Annotated in this window: 15 protein-coding genes and 1 riboswitch; of the genes, 7 read left to right on the top strand and 8 right to left on the bottom strand. The window is 53.4% G+C overall.

All coding sequences use genetic code 11. The features are described from left to right. The first annotated feature begins 101 nt into the window (after positions 1 to 101). The 4 genes from V3851_RS14295 to V3851_RS14280 all read left to right on the top strand — a co-directional run bounded on the left by V3851_RS14295 (position 102) and on the right by V3851_RS14280 (position 5,513). Positions 102 to 1,631, top strand: a complete 1,530-nt coding sequence (locus tag V3851_RS14295; RefSeq protein WP_331847230.1) for an MDR family MFS transporter — start codon at positions 102 to 104, stop codon at positions 1,629 to 1,631. A gap of 161 nt (positions 1,632 to 1,792) precedes the next feature. Continuing rightward, entirely contained in the window at positions 1,793 to 3,295 is a 1,503-nt protein-coding gene (locus V3851_RS14290) for a spore germination protein (protein WP_331847229.1), read from the top strand. Beyond that, the gene (locus V3851_RS14285) at positions 3,292 to 4,392 is read left to right on the top strand and encodes a GerAB/ArcD/ProY family transporter (protein ID WP_331847228.1); all 1,101 of its coding nucleotides are present in this window, start codon (positions 3,292 to 3,294) and stop codon (positions 4,390 to 4,392) included. Before V3851_RS14290 ends, V3851_RS14285 begins: the two co-directional genes overlap by 4 nt. Next, positions 4,389 to 5,513: a Ger(x)C family spore germination protein gene (locus V3851_RS14280; protein WP_331847227.1), complete on the top strand. Its 1,125-nt coding sequence runs from the start codon at positions 4,389 to 4,391 to the stop codon at positions 5,511 to 5,513. The genes V3851_RS14285 and V3851_RS14280 overlap by 4 nt, the downstream gene beginning before the upstream one ends. A 79-nt stretch (positions 5,514 to 5,592) precedes the next feature. On the opposite strand, the gene queF is transcribed toward V3851_RS14280, so the two are convergent. From queF to queC, 4 genes are all read right to left on the bottom strand, one after another. Further along, positions 5,593 to 6,090, bottom strand: coding sequence for a preQ(1) synthase (gene queF / locus V3851_RS14275; protein WP_331847359.1), 498 nt, complete (start codon positions 6,088 to 6,090; stop codon positions 5,593 to 5,595). A 298-nt stretch (positions 6,091 to 6,388) separates the two neighbouring features. After that, positions 6,389 to 7,177 (bottom strand): 7-carboxy-7-deazaguanine synthase QueE, encoded by a 789-nt coding sequence (gene queE, locus V3851_RS14270; RefSeq protein WP_331847226.1) that lies wholly within the window; start codon positions 7,175 to 7,177, stop codon positions 6,389 to 6,391. Continuing rightward, entirely contained in the window at positions 7,174 to 7,668 is a 495-nt protein-coding gene (gene queD / locus V3851_RS14265; RefSeq protein WP_331847225.1) for a 6-carboxytetrahydropterin synthase QueD, read from the bottom strand. Before queD ends, queE begins: the two co-directional genes overlap by 4 nt. Next, complete coding sequence (gene queC / locus V3851_RS14260; RefSeq protein ID WP_331847224.1) at positions 7,665 to 8,339, bottom strand: 7-cyano-7-deazaguanine synthase QueC; 675 nt, start codon at positions 8,337 to 8,339, stop codon at positions 7,665 to 7,667. Before queC ends, queD begins: the two co-directional genes overlap by 4 nt. Positions 8,340 to 8,429: 90 nt before the next feature. Further along, positions 8,430 to 8,473: riboswitch (PreQ1 riboswitch) on the bottom strand. A gap of 192 nt (positions 8,474 to 8,665) precedes the next feature. Here queC and V3851_RS14255 point away from each other — a divergent pair. The 3 genes from V3851_RS14255 to V3851_RS14245 all read left to right on the top strand — a co-directional run bounded on the left by V3851_RS14255 (position 8,666) and on the right by V3851_RS14245 (position 11,966). Beyond that, positions 8,666 to 10,171 (top strand): copper amine oxidase N-terminal domain-containing protein, encoded by a 1,506-nt coding sequence (locus V3851_RS14255; RefSeq protein WP_331847223.1) that lies wholly within the window; start codon positions 8,666 to 8,668, stop codon positions 10,169 to 10,171. Positions 10,172 to 10,350: 179 nt separating this feature from the next. After that, positions 10,351 to 11,376: an ABC transporter substrate-binding protein gene (locus V3851_RS14250; protein WP_331847222.1), complete on the top strand. Its 1,026-nt coding sequence runs from the start codon at positions 10,351 to 10,353 to the stop codon at positions 11,374 to 11,376. Positions 11,377 to 11,558: 182 nt separating this feature from the next. Further along, a complete protein-coding gene (locus V3851_RS14245) occupies positions 11,559 to 11,966 on the top strand; it encodes a NusG domain II-containing protein (RefSeq protein WP_331847221.1) in 408 nt (135 codons plus the stop codon). Between the two features lie 71 nt (positions 11,967 to 12,037). On the opposite strand, the gene speD is transcribed toward V3851_RS14245, so the two are convergent. The 4 genes from speD to V3851_RS14225 all read right to left on the bottom strand — a co-directional run bounded on the left by speD (position 12,038) and on the right by V3851_RS14225 (position 17,643). Then, on the bottom strand, positions 12,038 to 12,844 hold the full coding sequence (gene speD, locus V3851_RS14240) for an adenosylmethionine decarboxylase (protein WP_331847220.1): 807 nt from the start codon (positions 12,842 to 12,844) through the stop codon (positions 12,038 to 12,040). A 91-nt stretch (positions 12,845 to 12,935) separates the two neighbouring features. Then, positions 12,936 to 13,268: a DUF2087 domain-containing protein gene (locus tag V3851_RS14235; RefSeq protein ID WP_331847219.1), complete on the bottom strand. Its 333-nt coding sequence runs from the start codon at positions 13,266 to 13,268 to the stop codon at positions 12,936 to 12,938. A 118-nt stretch (positions 13,269 to 13,386) separates the two neighbouring features. After that, positions 13,387 to 14,478, bottom strand: a complete 1,092-nt coding sequence (locus V3851_RS14230; RefSeq protein WP_331847218.1) for a saccharopine dehydrogenase family protein — start codon at positions 14,476 to 14,478, stop codon at positions 13,387 to 13,389. 273 nt (positions 14,479 to 14,751) lie between these two features. After that, positions 14,752 to 17,643, bottom strand: a complete 2,892-nt coding sequence (locus tag V3851_RS14225; RefSeq protein ID WP_414859319.1) for a glycoside hydrolase family 48 protein — start codon at positions 17,641 to 17,643, stop codon at positions 14,752 to 14,754. Between the last annotated feature and the right edge of the window lie 16 nt (positions 17,644 to 17,659).

The raw sequence follows: 17,659 nt of genomic DNA, 5'->3' as shown, positions 1-17,659 counted from the left end.
GGACGGGGGAGCATTTTCTAAAAAGATGTTTACTTTTTTCCATTTTTCACTAATATTATTAGCATATTCAAATTTCGAACAGGTTGGAGGAGGCCGCTTATATGGCTGCTGAGGAAAAGGACCGTACAAAGTTGGTGTTGGTCGGCTTGATGCTCGGGATTCTGATGTCGTCGATGGATAATACGATCGTGACTACGGCGATGGGAACTATCGTTTCCGAGCTTGGAGGAATGAATCAGTTCGTTTGGGTGACTTCGGCTTATATGGTGGCGGTGATGGCCGGCACGCCGATTTTCGGCAAATTGTCCGATATGTACGGGCGGAAGCGGTTTTTCCTGTTCGGGGTCTGCATGTTCTTGATCGGCTCCGTATTGTGCGGCATGGCGGGGAGCATCGTTCAGCTCAGCATTTTCCGGGCGATCCAGGGGATCGGCGGCGGGGCGCTGATGCCGATTGCGTTTACGATTATTTTTGATATTTTTCCGGTGGAAAAGCGGGGGAAAATGACCGGGCTTTTGGGCGCCGTATTCGGGACCTCCAGCATTTTCGGCCCGCTGCTCGGCGCGGCGATCACCGATTCGCTCGGCTGGAACTGGGTGTTTTACATCAATGTGCCGATCGGTCTGGCGGCACTGTGCTTGATCATTTTCTTTTACAAGGAATCGCTATCGCACGAGAAGCAGCAAATCGACTGGAGCGGGGCGGCCACACTGGTCGGCGCCGTCGTTTGTTTGATGTTCGCCTTGGAGCTGGGCGGGGAGAAGTACGCTTGGAACTCCACGGTAATCATCAGCCTGTTCGCCGGCTTTGCCATCCTGTTTCTGGTCTTCCTCCTGGCGGAGCGAAGAGCGAAGGAGCCGATTATCTCGTTCGATATGTTCCGGAACCGGCTTTACGCGACCAGCAGTCTCTTGGCGTTGTTTTACGGGAGCGTATTTATCGTGGCTACTGTATACATCCCGATCTTTGTGCAGGGCGTATTCGGCGGAACGGCCACGAATTCCGGCGTCATCCTGATGCCGATGATGATCGGCTCGGTAGTGACCAGTATGGCGGGCGGGATCTTGACGTCGCGGATGTCTTACCGCTCGATTATGGCGATTTCCGCCGTGTTCTTCCTGTCCGGCATTATATTGCTCGGCACGTTGACGGGGGACTCCTCGCGGATGGTGATGACAGTATACAGTGTGATTACCGGCTTTGGCGTCGGGTTTTCCTTCTCGGTGCTCGGCATGGCGGCCGTTCATCCTTTCGATATGCATCGGCGCGGCGCGGCGACTTCGACCAACTCGTTCCTGCGGTCGCTCGGCATGACGCTGGGCATTACGATTTTCGGGATCGTGCAAAGAAATCTGATGGCGGACAATATGGCGAATGCGTTTCAAGGCATGGGTCAGGGAGGGCAGGCTTTCGGAGATACCCGGGAGATTCTGTCGCAGGATAAACGGGCGCTGATTCCGCCGGAAATTTTGGATAAGGTGACGGATGCCATGGCTTCGTCCATCGCCCATACCTTTATGTGGGCGCTGATTCCTTTGGCCGCGGCGGCCCTGGTCGTGTTTGCGATGCCGAACGACCGCATCGAAGCGGGGGAAGCAGCGGCGGCGAAGCCATCGGAGCAGCATGTATAGGATATATTGAGCATCAAATATCGGGCAGCCTTGGTTCGGTTTATGAACCGGGGTTGTTTTTTTGTGTTTTTAGTGGTCAAGCCTGGGTACATATATCTGGATAAAATGGAAAAACATAAAGGTTACAAATTCAAACGGCGAGCATAAGGAAGTGGGATAAAATGTCGGGGCAACCGGTTGATAATCATGATGTGGACAGATATATTTCGTCAAGCCTGGAGGAATCTTTGAACTCCATTCAGGTCATTTTCGCGGAAACCCCCGATCTCATCGTACGCAAGCTGTTCATCAAACAGACCGGGGAACAAGCCGCGCTGGTTTATATGGACGGAATGACCGACAAAGCTCAGCTCCACCGCGATGTGCTTGCCCCGCTTCAGCTTGAAACGGGAGGCCCGTCCGAAGACTTTATTACAACGGTAGGCAATATAAAGTCTCATACCGATTGGGCTTATATCAAGCTCTCTATTATGACCGGCAACAGCGTACTGTTTATCGAAGGGCGGAGCGAGGCGTTTGTGCTGGACACCAAAGGGTTGCCGCAGCGTGCTGTCGAGGATCCGCAGCAGGAGCCGTCCCCGAAAGGCGCCCATCAAGGTTTTATCGAAAGCGGCGCTCAAAACATCGCGATGATCCGTCGGTATATTCCCGACAAAGAGCTTAAACTGAAACGGTTTGTCGTAGGCGAGCGCGGCAAAACCGGGGTGTCCGTTCTTTATTTGGAGGATGTGGCGAATCCGGAAATTCTGAAGAAACTGAAGGAACGGATTGAGGCGGTAGACATCGATGCGGTAATCAATACGGGGGAATTGGCGGAATTTATTGAAGACCATCCCTTTGAGTTGTTTCCCCAATTGATCGCGACGGAACGGCCTGATTCTGCGGCCACGCATATTTTGCAAGGACGTTATGTAATCGTCGTCGACGGTTCGCCGAGCGTGCTGGTGGCCCCGGTGAATTTCATTTCGTTTTTTCAGACCGTGGATGATTACAGTTCGCGGTGGTCGATCTCGAGCTTTCTTAGAATCCTGCGCATGTTTGCTTTTTTCGTAGCGATATTTTTGCCCGGCTTCTTTATTTCGGTCCTTTCCTATCACTATGAAATCATTCCGATGAAGCTGCTGTTGACGCTCGGGGAATCGCGGGGACAGGTGCCGTTCCCGCCGTTTGTGGAGGCGATCATAATGGAGGTTACGCTGGAAATGCTGAGGGAAGCGAGCGTGCGTCTGCCCGCTCCGGTCGGCCAGACCGTCGGCATTGTAGGCGGTATAGTTATTGGTCAAGCCGTCGTGCAGGCGGGGCTGATCAGCAATGTCATGGTCATCGTCGTAGCGTTTACGGCGATCGCATCCTTTATTATTCCGAATGTGGACATGATGGCGGCGGTTCGCATTTTGCGCTTCATCATGATGGTCCTTGCCACCTGGTTCGGGTTTGTGGGACTGGTCATCGGAATGATGGTGTTGGTCGGCAGGCTGATTGCGTTAAATTCGCTGGATCAATCTTACTCGATCCCTTATGCTCCGTTCCGGCCCAGCGGCTGGAAAGACGGGCTGTTCCGGGTGCCGCTTTGGCTGATGAACAGGCGCCCGGTCAGCACAAGTCCGCAGCAAACGAAAAGTCAGGGCAGAAGCCGGGGGTGGAAGGAGAAAAACAAATCATGAAAAACCGCTCATACCGACCGATCACAACGCTTCAATTCATCCTGGTGATCTCCACTTTTCAGATCAGCGTCGCCTTTTTGACATTGCCCAGAGAGCTGGCTGCACAAGCCGGTACGGACGGGTGGATTGCGATTCTGATCGGCTGGGCGATAGCTACGGTCGCCGCGCTAATTATCGTTAAAGTAATGAAGTACCATCCCGACGGGACTATTCTGGATCTGCTTAAGCGCTATTTGGGCGCATGGCCGGCCAAAATAGCCGCCGCCGTGCTGGGGGCGTACTATTTTACTTTGGCTTACGACGGCTATGTGATCACCGCGCTGATCATTAAGGTTTGGCTTCTGCCGACCACGTATATATACATTCTTGTTATTTTGATGATGCTGCCCACATTTCAAATCGCACAGCACGGTCTGCAGGTTATCGGACGTTACAGTGAAATGGTCGCCATGCTCTCGATCTGGATTCCGTTCATCTATCTGATTACGCTTCGCTACGCCCATTGGCTTAATTTGCTGCCGGTGTTAAAGGAGGGGTGGATGCCCGTATTCTCCGCCGCGAGATCCATGGTATCCCCGATGCTCGGCATCGCTCTAACCTTTTTTCTATATCCCCATCTGACCAAAAAAGAAAGGGCGGCTTCCGCTGTCGTTATTTCCAATAGTTTTACATGTGCCGTATACTTGGGAATTACGATTATTTGTTACTTGTACTACAGCCCGGATGGGATCATGGAGTATAACAATCCGGTGATCGGTATCATGAAATCGGTCGAATTTAAATTTATCGAGCGGGTGGAGATACCTTTTATTGCCTTCTACCTGTTTGTCTTCTCCTGTGTCTGGATCCCTTCCATGTATATCGTTTCTTACTGCTCCAAATGGCTGCTCGGAAAGGGGACGGATCGCGGCCATTTGGCGGTATGGTGCGCCGTGATCGGGATCAGCATTATCATCTACAGGTCCGGCTATCAGGATGCTTACCGCTTAATCCGTAATTTTAACTTGATCGGATTTATCATGGAATTTGCCATGCCTGTATGTCTTCTTGTCTATTTGGCCATATATACAAGAATTAAAGGAAGGAAGCCGATATGACCGATTCCATCAGGAAGGTTGCCGCATGCGTTGCCGGCCTGCTGTTCCTCCTGCTCACGGGCTGCAACGATAAATTGAATCTGGAGGACTCTACCGTGCCGCTGGGCCTCGGTCTGGACATTGTGGACGATAAGCTGCATTTTTACGTTTCCGCTCCTGTGTTCAGCAAGGAGGCCAAGAAGAAGAGCAGCGAGGCGGAAGGAGCCGTGCGAGGGTTGCGGGAGTCGAGAAGTCTGCTGGATGCGCAGCTCCCGGGAGCCGTGGCGTCACGGAATTATCAGGTTATTATGATCGGTAAGGAAATGCTGCGGCATGACGGCTGGTTCATCATGCTGGACGCCTTTTTTCGTGATCCGCGCAACACGACTACGGTCCGGATGATCGCCGTGGACGGGCCGGTCTCCGAATACATTTACACAAAGACCAAGGACCGGCCGATGGACGGATTTTTTTTAAGAGGACTCGTCGATACCAGCTCCAGAATGGCCGAAACGGTGAAAACAACGCTTCAGGAATTACACCGGCAGTTGGATGACAAGGCCATGACTCCCGCCATAGCCGAGGTTAAAATCAAAAACGGAAAGATAATGCTAAAGGGTACGGCATTGTTATCCCAAAAGGGGCGGTACGAGACATCGCTTAACTATCAGGAAACGGCTTTGCTTCAACTATTGAGAAGAGATGCCAGAGCCGGCGTCAGCTTGTCTTATCCTTTCCCCGGGGTTAGCAAAACGGGTCTTTTCGATACCGAATATGTAAGTTTTTCGCTGGGCGCTCATTCGGTCAAGATCCGGCCTTCCTATGAAAATGGAAGGTTCCGCTTCAAAATTAAAGTAAAATCGGTCATTGTCGTGACCGAGAAGCTTTTTGAGTACGATCTCTGGAAAAAGCATAAAGAGTTTGCCGACAAGCTTGAGGAGCCGATGAAGGCCCAAATCGAGGAACTGCTCGCCAAATGCCGGCAGCATAAAATTGATCCGGTTGGCTTCGGCTTGTACGCAAGGGCCTATGAATATTCCCATTACAAGGAAGTTCAGGATCGATGGGGAGATGAATTTTCCCGCGCGGACTTCGATGTTTCCGTCGATCTGCGGATTGCATCCCCCGGAGCGGTGCAATAAATAATAAACCTCCTTCCGGCTCCAAAACTACATCGGCGGCCGGGAGGAGGTTTTTCGTATCATTTCTTATCATTTCGTATCAGCGGTTATCCACTTTTTCGGGATAAAGATCATGGTTCAGCAGGCGATGCTCCGCCATCGCTTCATATTTGGTGCCGGGGCGGCCGTAGTTGCAGTAAGGATCGATGGAGATCCCCCCGCGCGGCGTAAATTTGCCCCACACTTCAATATACTTCGGATCCATCAGGCCGATCAGGTCGTTCATGATAATGTTGACGCAATCTTCATGAAAATCGCCGTGGTTCCGGAAACTGAACAGGTAAAGCTTGAGCGACTTGCTCTCCACCATTTTCTGATCCGGGATGTAGCTGATATAAATCGTGGCGAAATCCGGCTGCCCGGTAATCGGGCAAAGGCTGGTAAACTCCGGGCAATTGAATTTGACAAAGTAATCGCGGTACGGATGCTTGTTATCGAAGCTTTCCAAAATCTCCGGCGTATAAGTCATCGGGTATTTCACCCCCTGATTGCCCAGCAGGGTTACGTCCTGCATCTCTTCGGGCTGCCTTCCTGGAATGGTTTCTCTTTCCGGCATGACGTCTGCCTCCTTGAATAGTAGATTGATTTCTATAGTGAAACTGCCTGCTGAAACCAAATTAACTGGAAAACCTCCAGTTAATATTGGTAGAACGGGTTTGTCGGCGAAATTAACTGGAAAATCTCCAGTTAATTTCGCCATTCCTCGCTCTAAGCCGCTTGATGCGCTGAAATAACTGCATGATTTCCAGTTATTTATCGTCCGCACCGGAATAATCATAATTTAACTGCATGATTTCCAGTTATTTTCTTTGAAACCGCCCGCCTCGGGGTAACGCTCAAACGCCACGCTTGTTGCCCCATATGAGGGCATGGAGCTGCGGCAGCACGCGCACATCGTTCAGCTCGCCGTCGGACATGACCTTGTCGACGAGCGACTCGTAACGATGGAGCAAATCCGCGGCGTGGCGGGCGACGTCCATCGTCGCCACATCGGGGTTGCCGACCTGCAGGAACAACGGGACGCCCGGATAACGGGCGTGTACCCGTTTGGCGTACGCCAGGTCGGTGTCGTCGAAGACGACGACCTTGAGGCTCGCCGCGAACGGAGCGGGCCGGGCCGCCAGCTTGGCGACGATGGCGTCCAGCGCCGCCCAGTCGGTCTCCATCCCCGAGCTGGGCGGCTTGGGCGAGAGCGTCACCTGGTCGGCCTCGGCCAGCCAGTCCTGCCAGCGCGAGCCCTGCGTCTCCACCGCGACGGCGATGCCCTCGCGGCGCAGCAGCGCCACCAGCTCCGCGAGCTGCGGCAGCAGGGCGGGGTTGCCGCCGGACAGCGTCACGTGCGCGAACCGGTCGCCGCCGATCCCGCGCAGCTCGCGCCATATTTCCGCCGCCGTCATGCGGCGGACGGCGTGTTTGGCGCTGCCGTCCCAGGTGAAGGCCGAGTCGCACCAGGCGCAGCGGTAATCGCAGCCCGCGGTGCGGACGAACATCGTCTTCTGGCCGACGACCATACCTTCGCCCTGGACGGTCGGGCCGAAAATTTCCAGCACGGGAATCGGCTGCCCGCTGCCGTTATCGCCCCGGTGCCCGTTCGGGGCGGTATGAAGGTTGTTGTCGCCGATCATTCCTGCATCCACTCCCGTCTCGCCTCGGCATAGCTGGTCGGCGTCTCGTACAGGCGGACAAATTCCATCCGGCCGCCTTGCAGGGAGGAGCGAAGGCGTTCCGACGCGATCGCCGCCTCCATCTTCTCGTATAGCCATACGACCATGTTCTCCGCCGTCGTATTCATCGGGGGCAGCGTTTCATTCAAATAGCGGTGGTCCAGATAGGGTTCGATTTCGTCCTTCCATATTTGCTTGATCGTCCCGAAATCGACCGTGATTCCCCGCTCGTCCGGGATGCCGCTGATGCCGAAGACGACTTTGTACGTATGGCCGTGCAGGTTTTTGCATTTCCCGTCATAGGCATGCAGGTGATGCGCCGCGTCAAACGTAAACTCCTTGCTGACCAGCACGCGGCGCCGGTGATAGCGGAGCTGCTCTTCGGAGATGTCCTTCCCAAGCACCTGCAAGCCTTCCACCACGCGGAATTGTCCCGGTTCCCGCCGCGTCATCGCCGATCTTCCTTTCCGGCGCCGCGAGTTTGCAGGTAGGCTTCCATCCCGGCTCTTCTCAGTTTACAGGCGGGGCATTCGCCGCAGCCGTCGCCGATGATCCCGTTATAGCAGGTCAGCGTGCGTTCGCGGACGAAGTCGAAGGCCCCCAAGTCATCGGCGAGTTTCCAGGTTTGGGCTTTGTCGATCCACATCAACGGCGTATGAATGACGAATTCGTAATCCATCGCCAGATTTAAAGTCACGTTCAGCGATTTCACGAAAGCATCCCGGCAATCCGGGTACCCGCTGAAATCGGTCTCGCATACCCCGGTTACGAGGTGGCGGGCGCCGACGCCTTTGGCCAGCACGGCCGCAAAGCTGAGGAACAGATGGTTGCGCCCTTCCACGAACGTGCTGGGGAGCGCTCCTTCCTCATGCACGATCGGAATATCGCTGCGTGTGAGCGCATTCTGCGTCAACTGGCCGAGCAGGCTCATATCCAGCACGGTCAATTTGACCCCGAGCTCCGCGGCGATGCCTTTAGCGCATTCGATCTCCAGGCGGTGGCGCTGCCCGTAGTCGAAGGTGACGGCTTCGACCTCGCGGAATTGTTCGCGCGCCCAAAACAGGCAGGTGGTGCTGTCCTGTCCGCCGCTGAAAACAACGACCGCTTTTTCATCCTTAAGCATAAAAAAACCTCTCTTCTTCTAAAATTTGGAAGAAAGAGAGTTCTTGAACTGACACCGCAAAAAAACAAACCCTTGCATATGATCGTAAGGGCGCCATTAGTTTTTTATAGAGGGAGTTCGCGAACCTCTTCCGTGGCAATGCCGCATGCGCACGGTCTTCTTCTGCAATTGTCCGGGCTTCAAGCCCGCAGACATTATATCATATTTGCGCGGTCTTCGTGATAGAATCATTTAACACAAATTATGACTATTTCTCTATTTACAAAACCAGAAGCGGTGGAGGATAATGGAAGAGATACTATTTTAGCTAGGGGGAATCTTAGAAGATGAAGAGACTTAAGTGGCTGGCGCTTCCGCTTGCGCTGATGCTCGTTGTTCTGGCGGGCTGTCAAGCGGTGGCGGGTTTTGATATCAACAAAGCGCTTGTGCAGAGCTTGACGCTTACGTCCGGTGAATCCAAGCAGACTTTATCGATCGAGCTTGTGCCTGCGCCCGGCGCTTCCGCGGAGGATTTGGAAATTATTAAACTGATCAATTCCTTCTCGCTGACCGTGGACAGCGGCAAGACACAGGATGCGACTCATGCTTCCATTAAAGGAGCAGTAGGATTCAACGGCGAAAAATTGCCTTTCCATCTGTCCATGGATGACGAAGGGATGGCCGTCCTGGTCGATGGCGCCAAACAGCCGATCTACATACCGCTCGATTACGCCGAAGAAGGCGTGCCGAATATGGATGCCTATATGGAGGATATACAGAAATTCTCGACGCAGGCCGGCGAGTTTTTCATCAAGCATCTGCCGAATCCGAACAAAATTTCGGTGAAAAAGGTTACCGAGCCCGTCAATGGCGAATCCGTCAACTTGACGAACCTGCAGGTCGAATTGAACGGGGAAGAGCTGCTGAACCTGGTCAAACCGTTCCTGACCAATGTTGCCGGAGATGAAGAGGGCATCAAAACCGTGGTCGGCGCATTCTATGACGCAATCTATCCGATAATCAGCTCGGAATTTGCAACCGACTTTGAGGGTGAAGATGCTTTGGGTACCCTGGCTGAATCCAAGCCGGTTGCCGTTGCGGCGATCTCTGCGGCAATCAAGTCGGAATTGGACGGATTCTTGGCCAAGTACGATCAGTCTTTGGCTGAGCTCAAGGCCGAACTCCCAGAACTTGAAACCGTTCTTGGAAAAGATACCGTGTTGAAGCTGAATCTTTATTTCGACGGCAACCAAAATATCCGCAAGGAAAATATGGAGCTTACCGTCGCTCTGCCGGCTGACGAGGACTTGCCGATTCAAGCCGTGAAACTCCGTACGGACAGCGAATTATGGAATGTCGGCGGCAAGGTGGACATCGACGAGGTCGATACCTCCGCCGGGGTGCTAGACCTTACCGATGAGAACGTCACTCCCGGTCAAGTCCTGCGAAGTTTCAAGAGTGATTCGCAGCTTTACAAATGGTTGAAGGACGATCTGCAAATTACTTATAAATACGTACTGCTTGATCCATATAACGATTATTACGATGTGATTTCCAAGGACAACACGTCGTTCGTTCCGCTTCGTTACGTCTCCGAAGAGCTTGACGCCGAGATTAAGTGGACGCAAGGCAGCAAGCAAATCGTCATTATCGACGATATTACCGGAGGACAAATTGTCGTGACTCAAGGCTCCAAGCAAGCTTCGGTCAACGGCAGCCCGGTAACGCTGGCACAGCCGGTATTCGTTCATGAGGACGGCACGACCTATGTGCCGCTGCGCTTCATCGCCGAGTCCCTGGGCGCGACGGTCAGCGTGGACGAAGACGGCTGGATTACGATTGAACGCCAATAACCCTTAATGTGGTTTAATTGCCTCAAGTGAGGAATAGAAGATTGTCCCGGTCGCGAAAGTGACAGGGGCATTCTTTTTTTATGGACATGAGGAATATCTTGATATATGATGAAATCATAAAGAAAATGATAATCATTATCAATGGTGTCATTTAGTATAAGTGAAAACGGAGGGTCATCATGCGTCACATGAAAAAAAGCTTTTTATCTTTGACGGCCATCTTGCTGTTGTCCATCGTGCTAGCGGCTTGCGGAGGCCAAAGCGGCGGCAATAACAATACGGATAGCGGTGCGGGGGCTGACGCCGGCAACAGCGGCAATAGCAGCAATAGTGTAAATAGCGGCAATGCGGCCGCGGAACAGACAAAAACATTTAAAGATATGAAGGGCGAAGTCGAAGTGCCGGTGAATCCGCAGCGCATCGTATCGATCACTCATCTGGGCGATCTGGCCGCGCTTGGAGTGAAACCGGTCGGCGCCGGCTCGGTGGCGCTGGAAAATTCCATTCTGCTGAAAGACGAGATGGAAGGGGTAGTCAATGTAGGGGACGTCTCCGTCGAGAAAGTGCTGGAGTTGAATCCCGATCTCATCATCGTGCCGTCGTACTTGCCGGCCGAGACGGTGGATCAGTTGAAGAAAATTACGACGGTCGTCACGCTGGCCACCACGGGCTGGGAAGGCATCGACCCGCTCGAAGAAGTCAGAACGGTGGGCGATCTGCTGGGGCGTGAGGCGGAAGCGGAGGAATTTATCACCCGTTACCAGCAGAAAGCCGATGAGGCCAAGCAGAAAATTGCGGAAGTGATCGGACCCGATGAGACGATCGGAACTTACTCGATCTGGGCGAAGAACTTCTGGGTATGGCCGAAAACGAGAGACGCCGGATACAATCTGTATCAAATGTTCGGACTGAACCCGCTGCCTAAGATCGAAACCGAGGCGTTCACCGGCCAAGGGCTCGATATCTCTCTGGAAGTGCTGCCGGATTATGCCGCCGATCATATGTTTGTGACGGTATATGAACCCGACGGCGGAGCGGAACGGGCGAAGGAAGTCATGGACGGCGCGATCTGGAAGAGCCTGCCGGCCGTGAAGAACAACCATGTTTACATGCTCGATATGAAAGAATTCTGGATGGTCGACGGTTTGAATCTGGAGAAACAGGTCGACATTCTGACCGATCTCATTTTGAGTCAAAATCAATAAGTGCAAGCCAGACTGATCGGGCTGCCGTATTCTTAAGTTCGCTTAAGAGTGCGGCGGCCTTTTTTAGTAAACGCTGTGCCTTGGCCGCAGTATCATAACGCATTGACAAACCGCGGTGGGATTTCTAGTATAACTATACATTCGTAAAAATTACTAATAATGAAAGCAGAGAGGTTTACCGCATGCTTAAGCTGAAAAGAGGCGATATCTGGTTGATCGCCACCCTTTTGCTGGTCGGTTTTCTATGGCTCGGCCTGCGCGAGTTAAAGGAACAAAACCAAGTCTACGACCCGGGTGATTTCAACGCGGTTATCACGGTCGACGGTCAATTGTACAAAAAGGTTCCCTTAAGCGGGGACGATGAAGAAATCGAAATCAAAACCGAATTCGGCCATAACATCTTAAAAAAGTTTAACGGGGGCATCCAGATGATCTTCGCCGACTGCCCCAAAAAGATTTCGATGGCGATGGGCTTCATCTCCCGGCCCAATCAGACGATCATCTGCGTGCCCAACCGCATATATGTGGAAATCGTTGGAAATGCAAGTCAGCAGAGCGGCGGGGATGAGGTAGACGTTTACGCCCGTTAAGTCCTTCCGACGGCTTGGCGGGCCTGCCCCGTATTGACCGACGATCGGCCTCGGAGCCGGTCGTCATGCGGTCATACGATATTTTTTCCGTAAAAAATTTCATCCATCTCCGTTTTCAACCGCTCCGTAATTTCCTTCTGCTCCTGCGGACTTAGCGCTTCTTTGGTATAACCGAACAAGTAGTTGTTCAGGTCGAATTCCTTGAGCTTGCATTTGGTGTGAAAAATGTGCTCCTGGTACACGTTGACATCGATCATGTGAAACTGTTCCAGCACATTGTCGGGGATATAGTTTTGAATGGAGCTGATATCGTGGTCGATAAACAGCTTTTGGCCGTTGATATCGCGGGTGAAGCCCCTGACCCGGTAATCAATGGTCATGATGTCGGTATCGAAGGAGTGAATCAGATAGTTTAGCGCTTTGAGCGGCGAGATTTCTCCGCAGGTAGAGACGTCGATATCCGCCCGGAAGGTGCTGATCCCTTCGTTGGGATCGTATTCGGGATAGGTATGGACAGTAATATGGCTTTTGTCCAGCTGAATGACGACATTGTCGGGCAGCGGGCCGGGCGATTCCGCGAGCGATTCGTTCGGCACCTCGACGACCGGCCCCTCCGAGATCAGCACGGTGACGCTGGCCCCTTGCGGCACGTAATCCTGCTTGGCGATATTGAGAACATGCGCGCCGATAATTTCGGAGACCGTCGACAATATTTTCGTCAACCGTTCCGAATTGTACTGCTCGTCAATATAAGCAATATAAGCTTCGCGCTCCTCTTTGGTCCGCGTATAACAAATATCGTACATATTAAAGCTTAACGTTTTGGTCAAATTATTGAATTCATGCAATTGAACCCGCTGTTCGTCGCTTATTTTCACGAGGGAATCCCCCTTGGATTTCAAAGTTGGCGTTTTCTCATTACCTTACTTTTATACCCATTCTGCCTTAGAAAAAACGCCCCGGGGGAGATTAGGCGAGATTATCCCAGCGGTCCCAAAGTTCCGGGGGATTCAGCTTGTAAACCTCGTTTTCCCGCTGCATTAGACGGTGAATAATGAATTCGCGGCGGATCGTTGCGTAATCCTCGTGGAATTGTTTGACGTATTCGTTGATTTCTTGTTCCGTGTAGGTCCGGTCCGGCTGCAAGCCCGCCGCAAGATGATGCAGTACGATCAGTTTTTTCTTATATTTGGCGGGTAAATGCTTTAGTCTGCCGTCCGGCGTCAAAAAATTGCGGACTACGCGGTCAATCACTTGCTGCCGGGACGGTTGCGGCTGTTGCGCTTTCTGGAGATCGTTCACGTTATTTGTCCTCCTAAGACGGGTTATTTTCGAAATATAAACTAATTAAATCGTAATCTAATTAGATAATAATCAAAATTAAAGTCCCTTGTCAATCCGAGCCATTCACCGCGAACGGTCAAGTTGATGAATCTTTTAATATAAGGACGCCCATGTCCTGCATATCCTTCAGTAACCGTTCCCCTTGGACCAGGTTGGCTTGTGTCCAAAGCCCGGCCCGGCGGATGGAACCGTCCAAATATTGCCGGATCGCTGCAGCCACGGGAATAGCCGTCAACTCGTACCCGTCTTCATGATAGAGAGACTGCTCAAAGGTAGCACGGCGGCCGTTTTTTATTCCTGCGGCTTCAATTTTCAGAATCGTTCCGTATGGCGGCTTGCTGAATTTCAGCAGTCCCCAGTGCATGAATTTGCTTACGGGCTTAAGGGCTTTGCGGGGGAATAACCAGAGGGCGACGATGCCCGCGGGCAGCACGAGCCAATCCACGAACCAATTGAATCCGCCGACATAAAAACCGGTCTCGCTCAGTGAAGGGTAACGTACGGGAAGGGGGTACATCTTTTCAAGCATCATCGACGTACAGCGGGAGCTGCCGAACTCCTGACCGAAGTTCATTTTACGCATACCGCCTTTTTTCCAAAGCCCTTCCGAAAAATAAGAGGTGTCGAAACTCTTCAATTCATCCGCCAGCTCCAGGATTGCTCCCTCGCTTACGTTCAATCCCCGCCAATCGATTTTGATTACACTTCCGACATTGGCGGTTTCGAGCGTATCGAAATGGACCGCAGCCTGATGAACAAGAACCGCGGCCAGGCCCGGATGAAATCCGCCGTCGGTAATAAAGCAGCGTCCGGCCCGGACGATATCCGGCTCAAGGCTTTTCAGGACGCTCATCTTGTAAGCCGAATATTGGATATCGAAATAATCCGTCCCCGTTTCGATGGCCGCCGAGGCGATCTGCGGCGTATATTGCGAGGTGCAGGAGGCGGCGACGACGAGGTCGGCGGTAGCAAATATTGCTTTGAGGGAGGAGGGATCGGAGGCATCCGCGTATTGCGATTTGACCCTGTCCTGGCCCCATCGGCTGTTTAACTCCAAGGCCGCATCCAAAGCCTTGTTCTCATTCCGGCCCGCGAGTACAAGTTCCGCGGAGGTATGCTGCACCAAATGCCGTGCAATCATTTTGCCGGTAACACCGTATCCTTCCAAATGACAATCCTTGTTATATTATTCACATATTCATCCCCGTTCGTTTGATTTAGGGAGAAGACGCGCAAGGCAGTTGTAAAGTATCCGAATATCGGGTCTATTCCTCGCCCTTAAATCTATTTATACAGGAAGGTGCCGCCGTGGAACAGGGGGATTTTCATAATGGCCGAAATTTCAGCAAAATAAACCCGTCACTAAAAACATGACGGCGCAGGGAAACCCTGCACCGCCATCAATCTTGCTTGTTGTTTCTTTCCGAATTTGCCTTGCCGCTTACGGCTCCAATCCCCAAACGAGCGTGCCGTTCTGGTAAGCGGGAACTTTCTCCCAGTCGGTATAGGATGTCTTGGTGGCGTCATAGGAGAAGTCGTCGCTTTCGGAGTAATTCGTCCAGTCGGATTTATTGATGCGGACCTGGATTTCGCCGCTGTCCGCTCCCGGCGCCAGGGTGCCGGCTCCGGCTCCGAAGGAGATCTCGATATAGTAATCGGCTCCCGCAACGGCCGGATTGACCTTCACGAAGGCTCCGCTGACATTGCCGCTGCCGATGGCGGCGTAGTCGCAGTGGAATTCCTGCGCCTTGTCGCCGTCGATCGTGTAATAGTAACGGAGCTTCACGTCGCTGAGCGAGATAGCTTCGTCACCGTTGTTGACGACGCGGAACTGGGCGCGGATCTGGTTGTCGGTCGGGTTCGTATCGTTCGTCCGGTATTGTACGATCAAATCGCCGTCCACGGGAGTAGGCGCTTCCGTCGGCGTGGCGCTCACTTCCGCGGAATCCGGGCTGACCCCGACCTCATTGCTTGCGCTGACCACATAGTAGTAAGTCGTGTCGTTCGTAACACTGTCGTCGGTGTAGGCGTTTTCAGTAACCGTGGCGATTTCCGTGTACGGGCCGCCGCTGACTTCGGCGCGTTTCACCGTATAGTCATCCGCGCCGGACGATTTGCTCCAGGTCAGGACAACTTCGGCGTCACCGGCTGTCGCTTTCAGATTCGTCGGCGCTTTCGGAGCTGTCGGCTCAACCGGACCACCGCCGCCGCCGTTGATCAGCCGGTCGTATTCGGCATAGGCCGTAGCCATGTCGACTTGGGACCAGAAGCGGTGATACGTGAATTCCGGGGCTCCGTTTTCCCATTGCTGGGTTGCAGGGTTCCAGGAAGTATTGTATTTATTTTCGAGATAAGACCAGGACGTATCGTTCTTAATGTCCGGGCGGACATCGGTGTAGCTTGCGTACACGCCGTTGCCTCCCTTGGCGGGGTCGGACGGTACGGTGTTATTGCCCGGAATCGTGTTGCCTTGGCCGAACGTGCCAGTCCAGCCGGCCGGGAAGTAGATTTCTTTCGTAAAGTATCTGTAGTAGTCGCCGCGCGGCTCGGTCGTCGTGATCCCGACGCCGTCATTGTAACCCCAAGCGGCATCCAGCAGGTCCTTGGCCAATTGGCTTGCCTCGCTGCCGAGCGAAGTATAGCTGCCGTTTTCGGCCTTGGTTCCGGCCGCGAAGAAGGTCAGGGCTTTGATATAGCTGCCGAGTACCCCGGCGTCTTGACCAGGGTTCTTGGTCACGACGTGAAGGTTGGAATTGCCGTCGAAATTGCCGAACCCGTTCCAGCTGTCAGGCTGTCCTTGCCATTCCAGGTTACTCGGAATCCAGAATTCGCCGGGGGCGGATACGGTGGCGATCTCCGGATCGTTACCGCCCAATACGCGGTTGCCTTGTTCATCAAGGTAATAGCCTTCCGAATCGGTCACCGGACGGCTGTCCGCAAACGCGTAATCCATCGACCAGTCGATCCAGTTCTCCATGATTTGTTTGGCCATTTGGAAGTTCTCCGAAGAAGTATCGCCGTTGGAAGCCAGGATATAGTAAAGTTCGGCGATACGTTCCACCGGCCAGGCCTGCATGCCGAACCAGTTGTTGGAAGGCGGATCGTGATACACCGGCGCATCGTCATAGGCCATGCCGTAGAAGGTGCTGGTGCCTGACGGATACGCCTTGTAGGCGCCGTCATAGCTGTTGGTCGCGCCGCCGGCGATGGCTCCTTCATCGGATTGCAGCCAGGTGTAGAATTCAAGCATGCGTTTCAGCGAAGTCGACCAGTCCGTGGCGGCCGTCGGCGATTCCGGAACCAACGCGTCGTCATCATCGGAGAGGGCGTAGGCGGCGACTACGTTCTGATAGCCTTGATGCGCATGGCTGGCACCGATGCGCCAAGCCCAGTTGCCGCTGCCGCTGCTGCCCAGTCCACCGCCCCAGGCGGTGTACCAAGCGAGCAGGTAATGTGCTGCATCCTTGCCCGTACCGGCCGCCGGCGTGCCGTCGGCGGCGCTGCCGATTTGCTGGAAGTACTTGTCATACATGCCGTAGCGCAGATAGTCGCCCATCTTTGCGGCTTTTTCCAAGTACTCTTCATTGTCGTAGCCGAATTCCTTGGCCCAGTACATGGCCTGGATCGCCCGGGCGTCCGCATCGGTCGCGTTCGTGTAACGCCATTGGGCCGCCGGCGCGTTGCTTTCTTTGGTGAACAGGCTCATGAAGCCTTCGCCGGCTTTCCCGAACGATTTATCGTCCTGGGAAGGATGAGGAACGGCTTCCCATACCGATTCCTGTTCGCCTCTTTGGAACGTGTTCACGTAGGTGGCTGTGTGGTTCGGGTTCAGCAGGTTCCCGTAGCCGTACCAATTGTCGACGTCCAGCAGCCAGTGCATCAGGTACGTCTGGTTATTGCCGTAAGTCGCTTTAAGTTCGGCGTCCAGCGGATCTTTCCCGGCGGCATACTGGCCGCTGAGCTGGCTCGGATACTTGTCCGGCTGATTGTATTCCGCAGCGTAAGTGGCGGGACTATTCGGATTGTAGTAGCTCATGGTCGGCTGTTCTTCTTTGCCGTCGCCTTCGTTGACCGGAATGATGTAGGTTTCCATGTTGTCCCAGGCTTCCTCCAGCTTGCTCCAATCGTCGGTATAGTAACCGTAAAGCGCTTCCAGCCACATCCAATAACTATAAGCCTCGGAGGTCGTCATATGCCCGTAATCCGGGGCTTCGCTCATCAGCGTCTCCACAGAGTGGTAAGGGATGCCTTCGGGTGAAAAGTACCCGCTGGCCGGATCTTTAAGCTGATCGTAAAGCTGGAGGAACCGGGTCGCTTCCGTGGAGGCGGCCATCGCTTTCGGAACCCCC

Source organism: Paenibacillus haidiansis (assembly GCF_036553665.1).
Taxonomy (GTDB): Bacteria; Bacillota; Bacilli; order Paenibacillales; family Paenibacillaceae; genus Fontibacillus; species Fontibacillus haidiansis.
The sequence above is the reverse complement of the archived record's forward strand: the minus strand, read 5'-3'. Positions and strand labels throughout refer to the sequence as shown.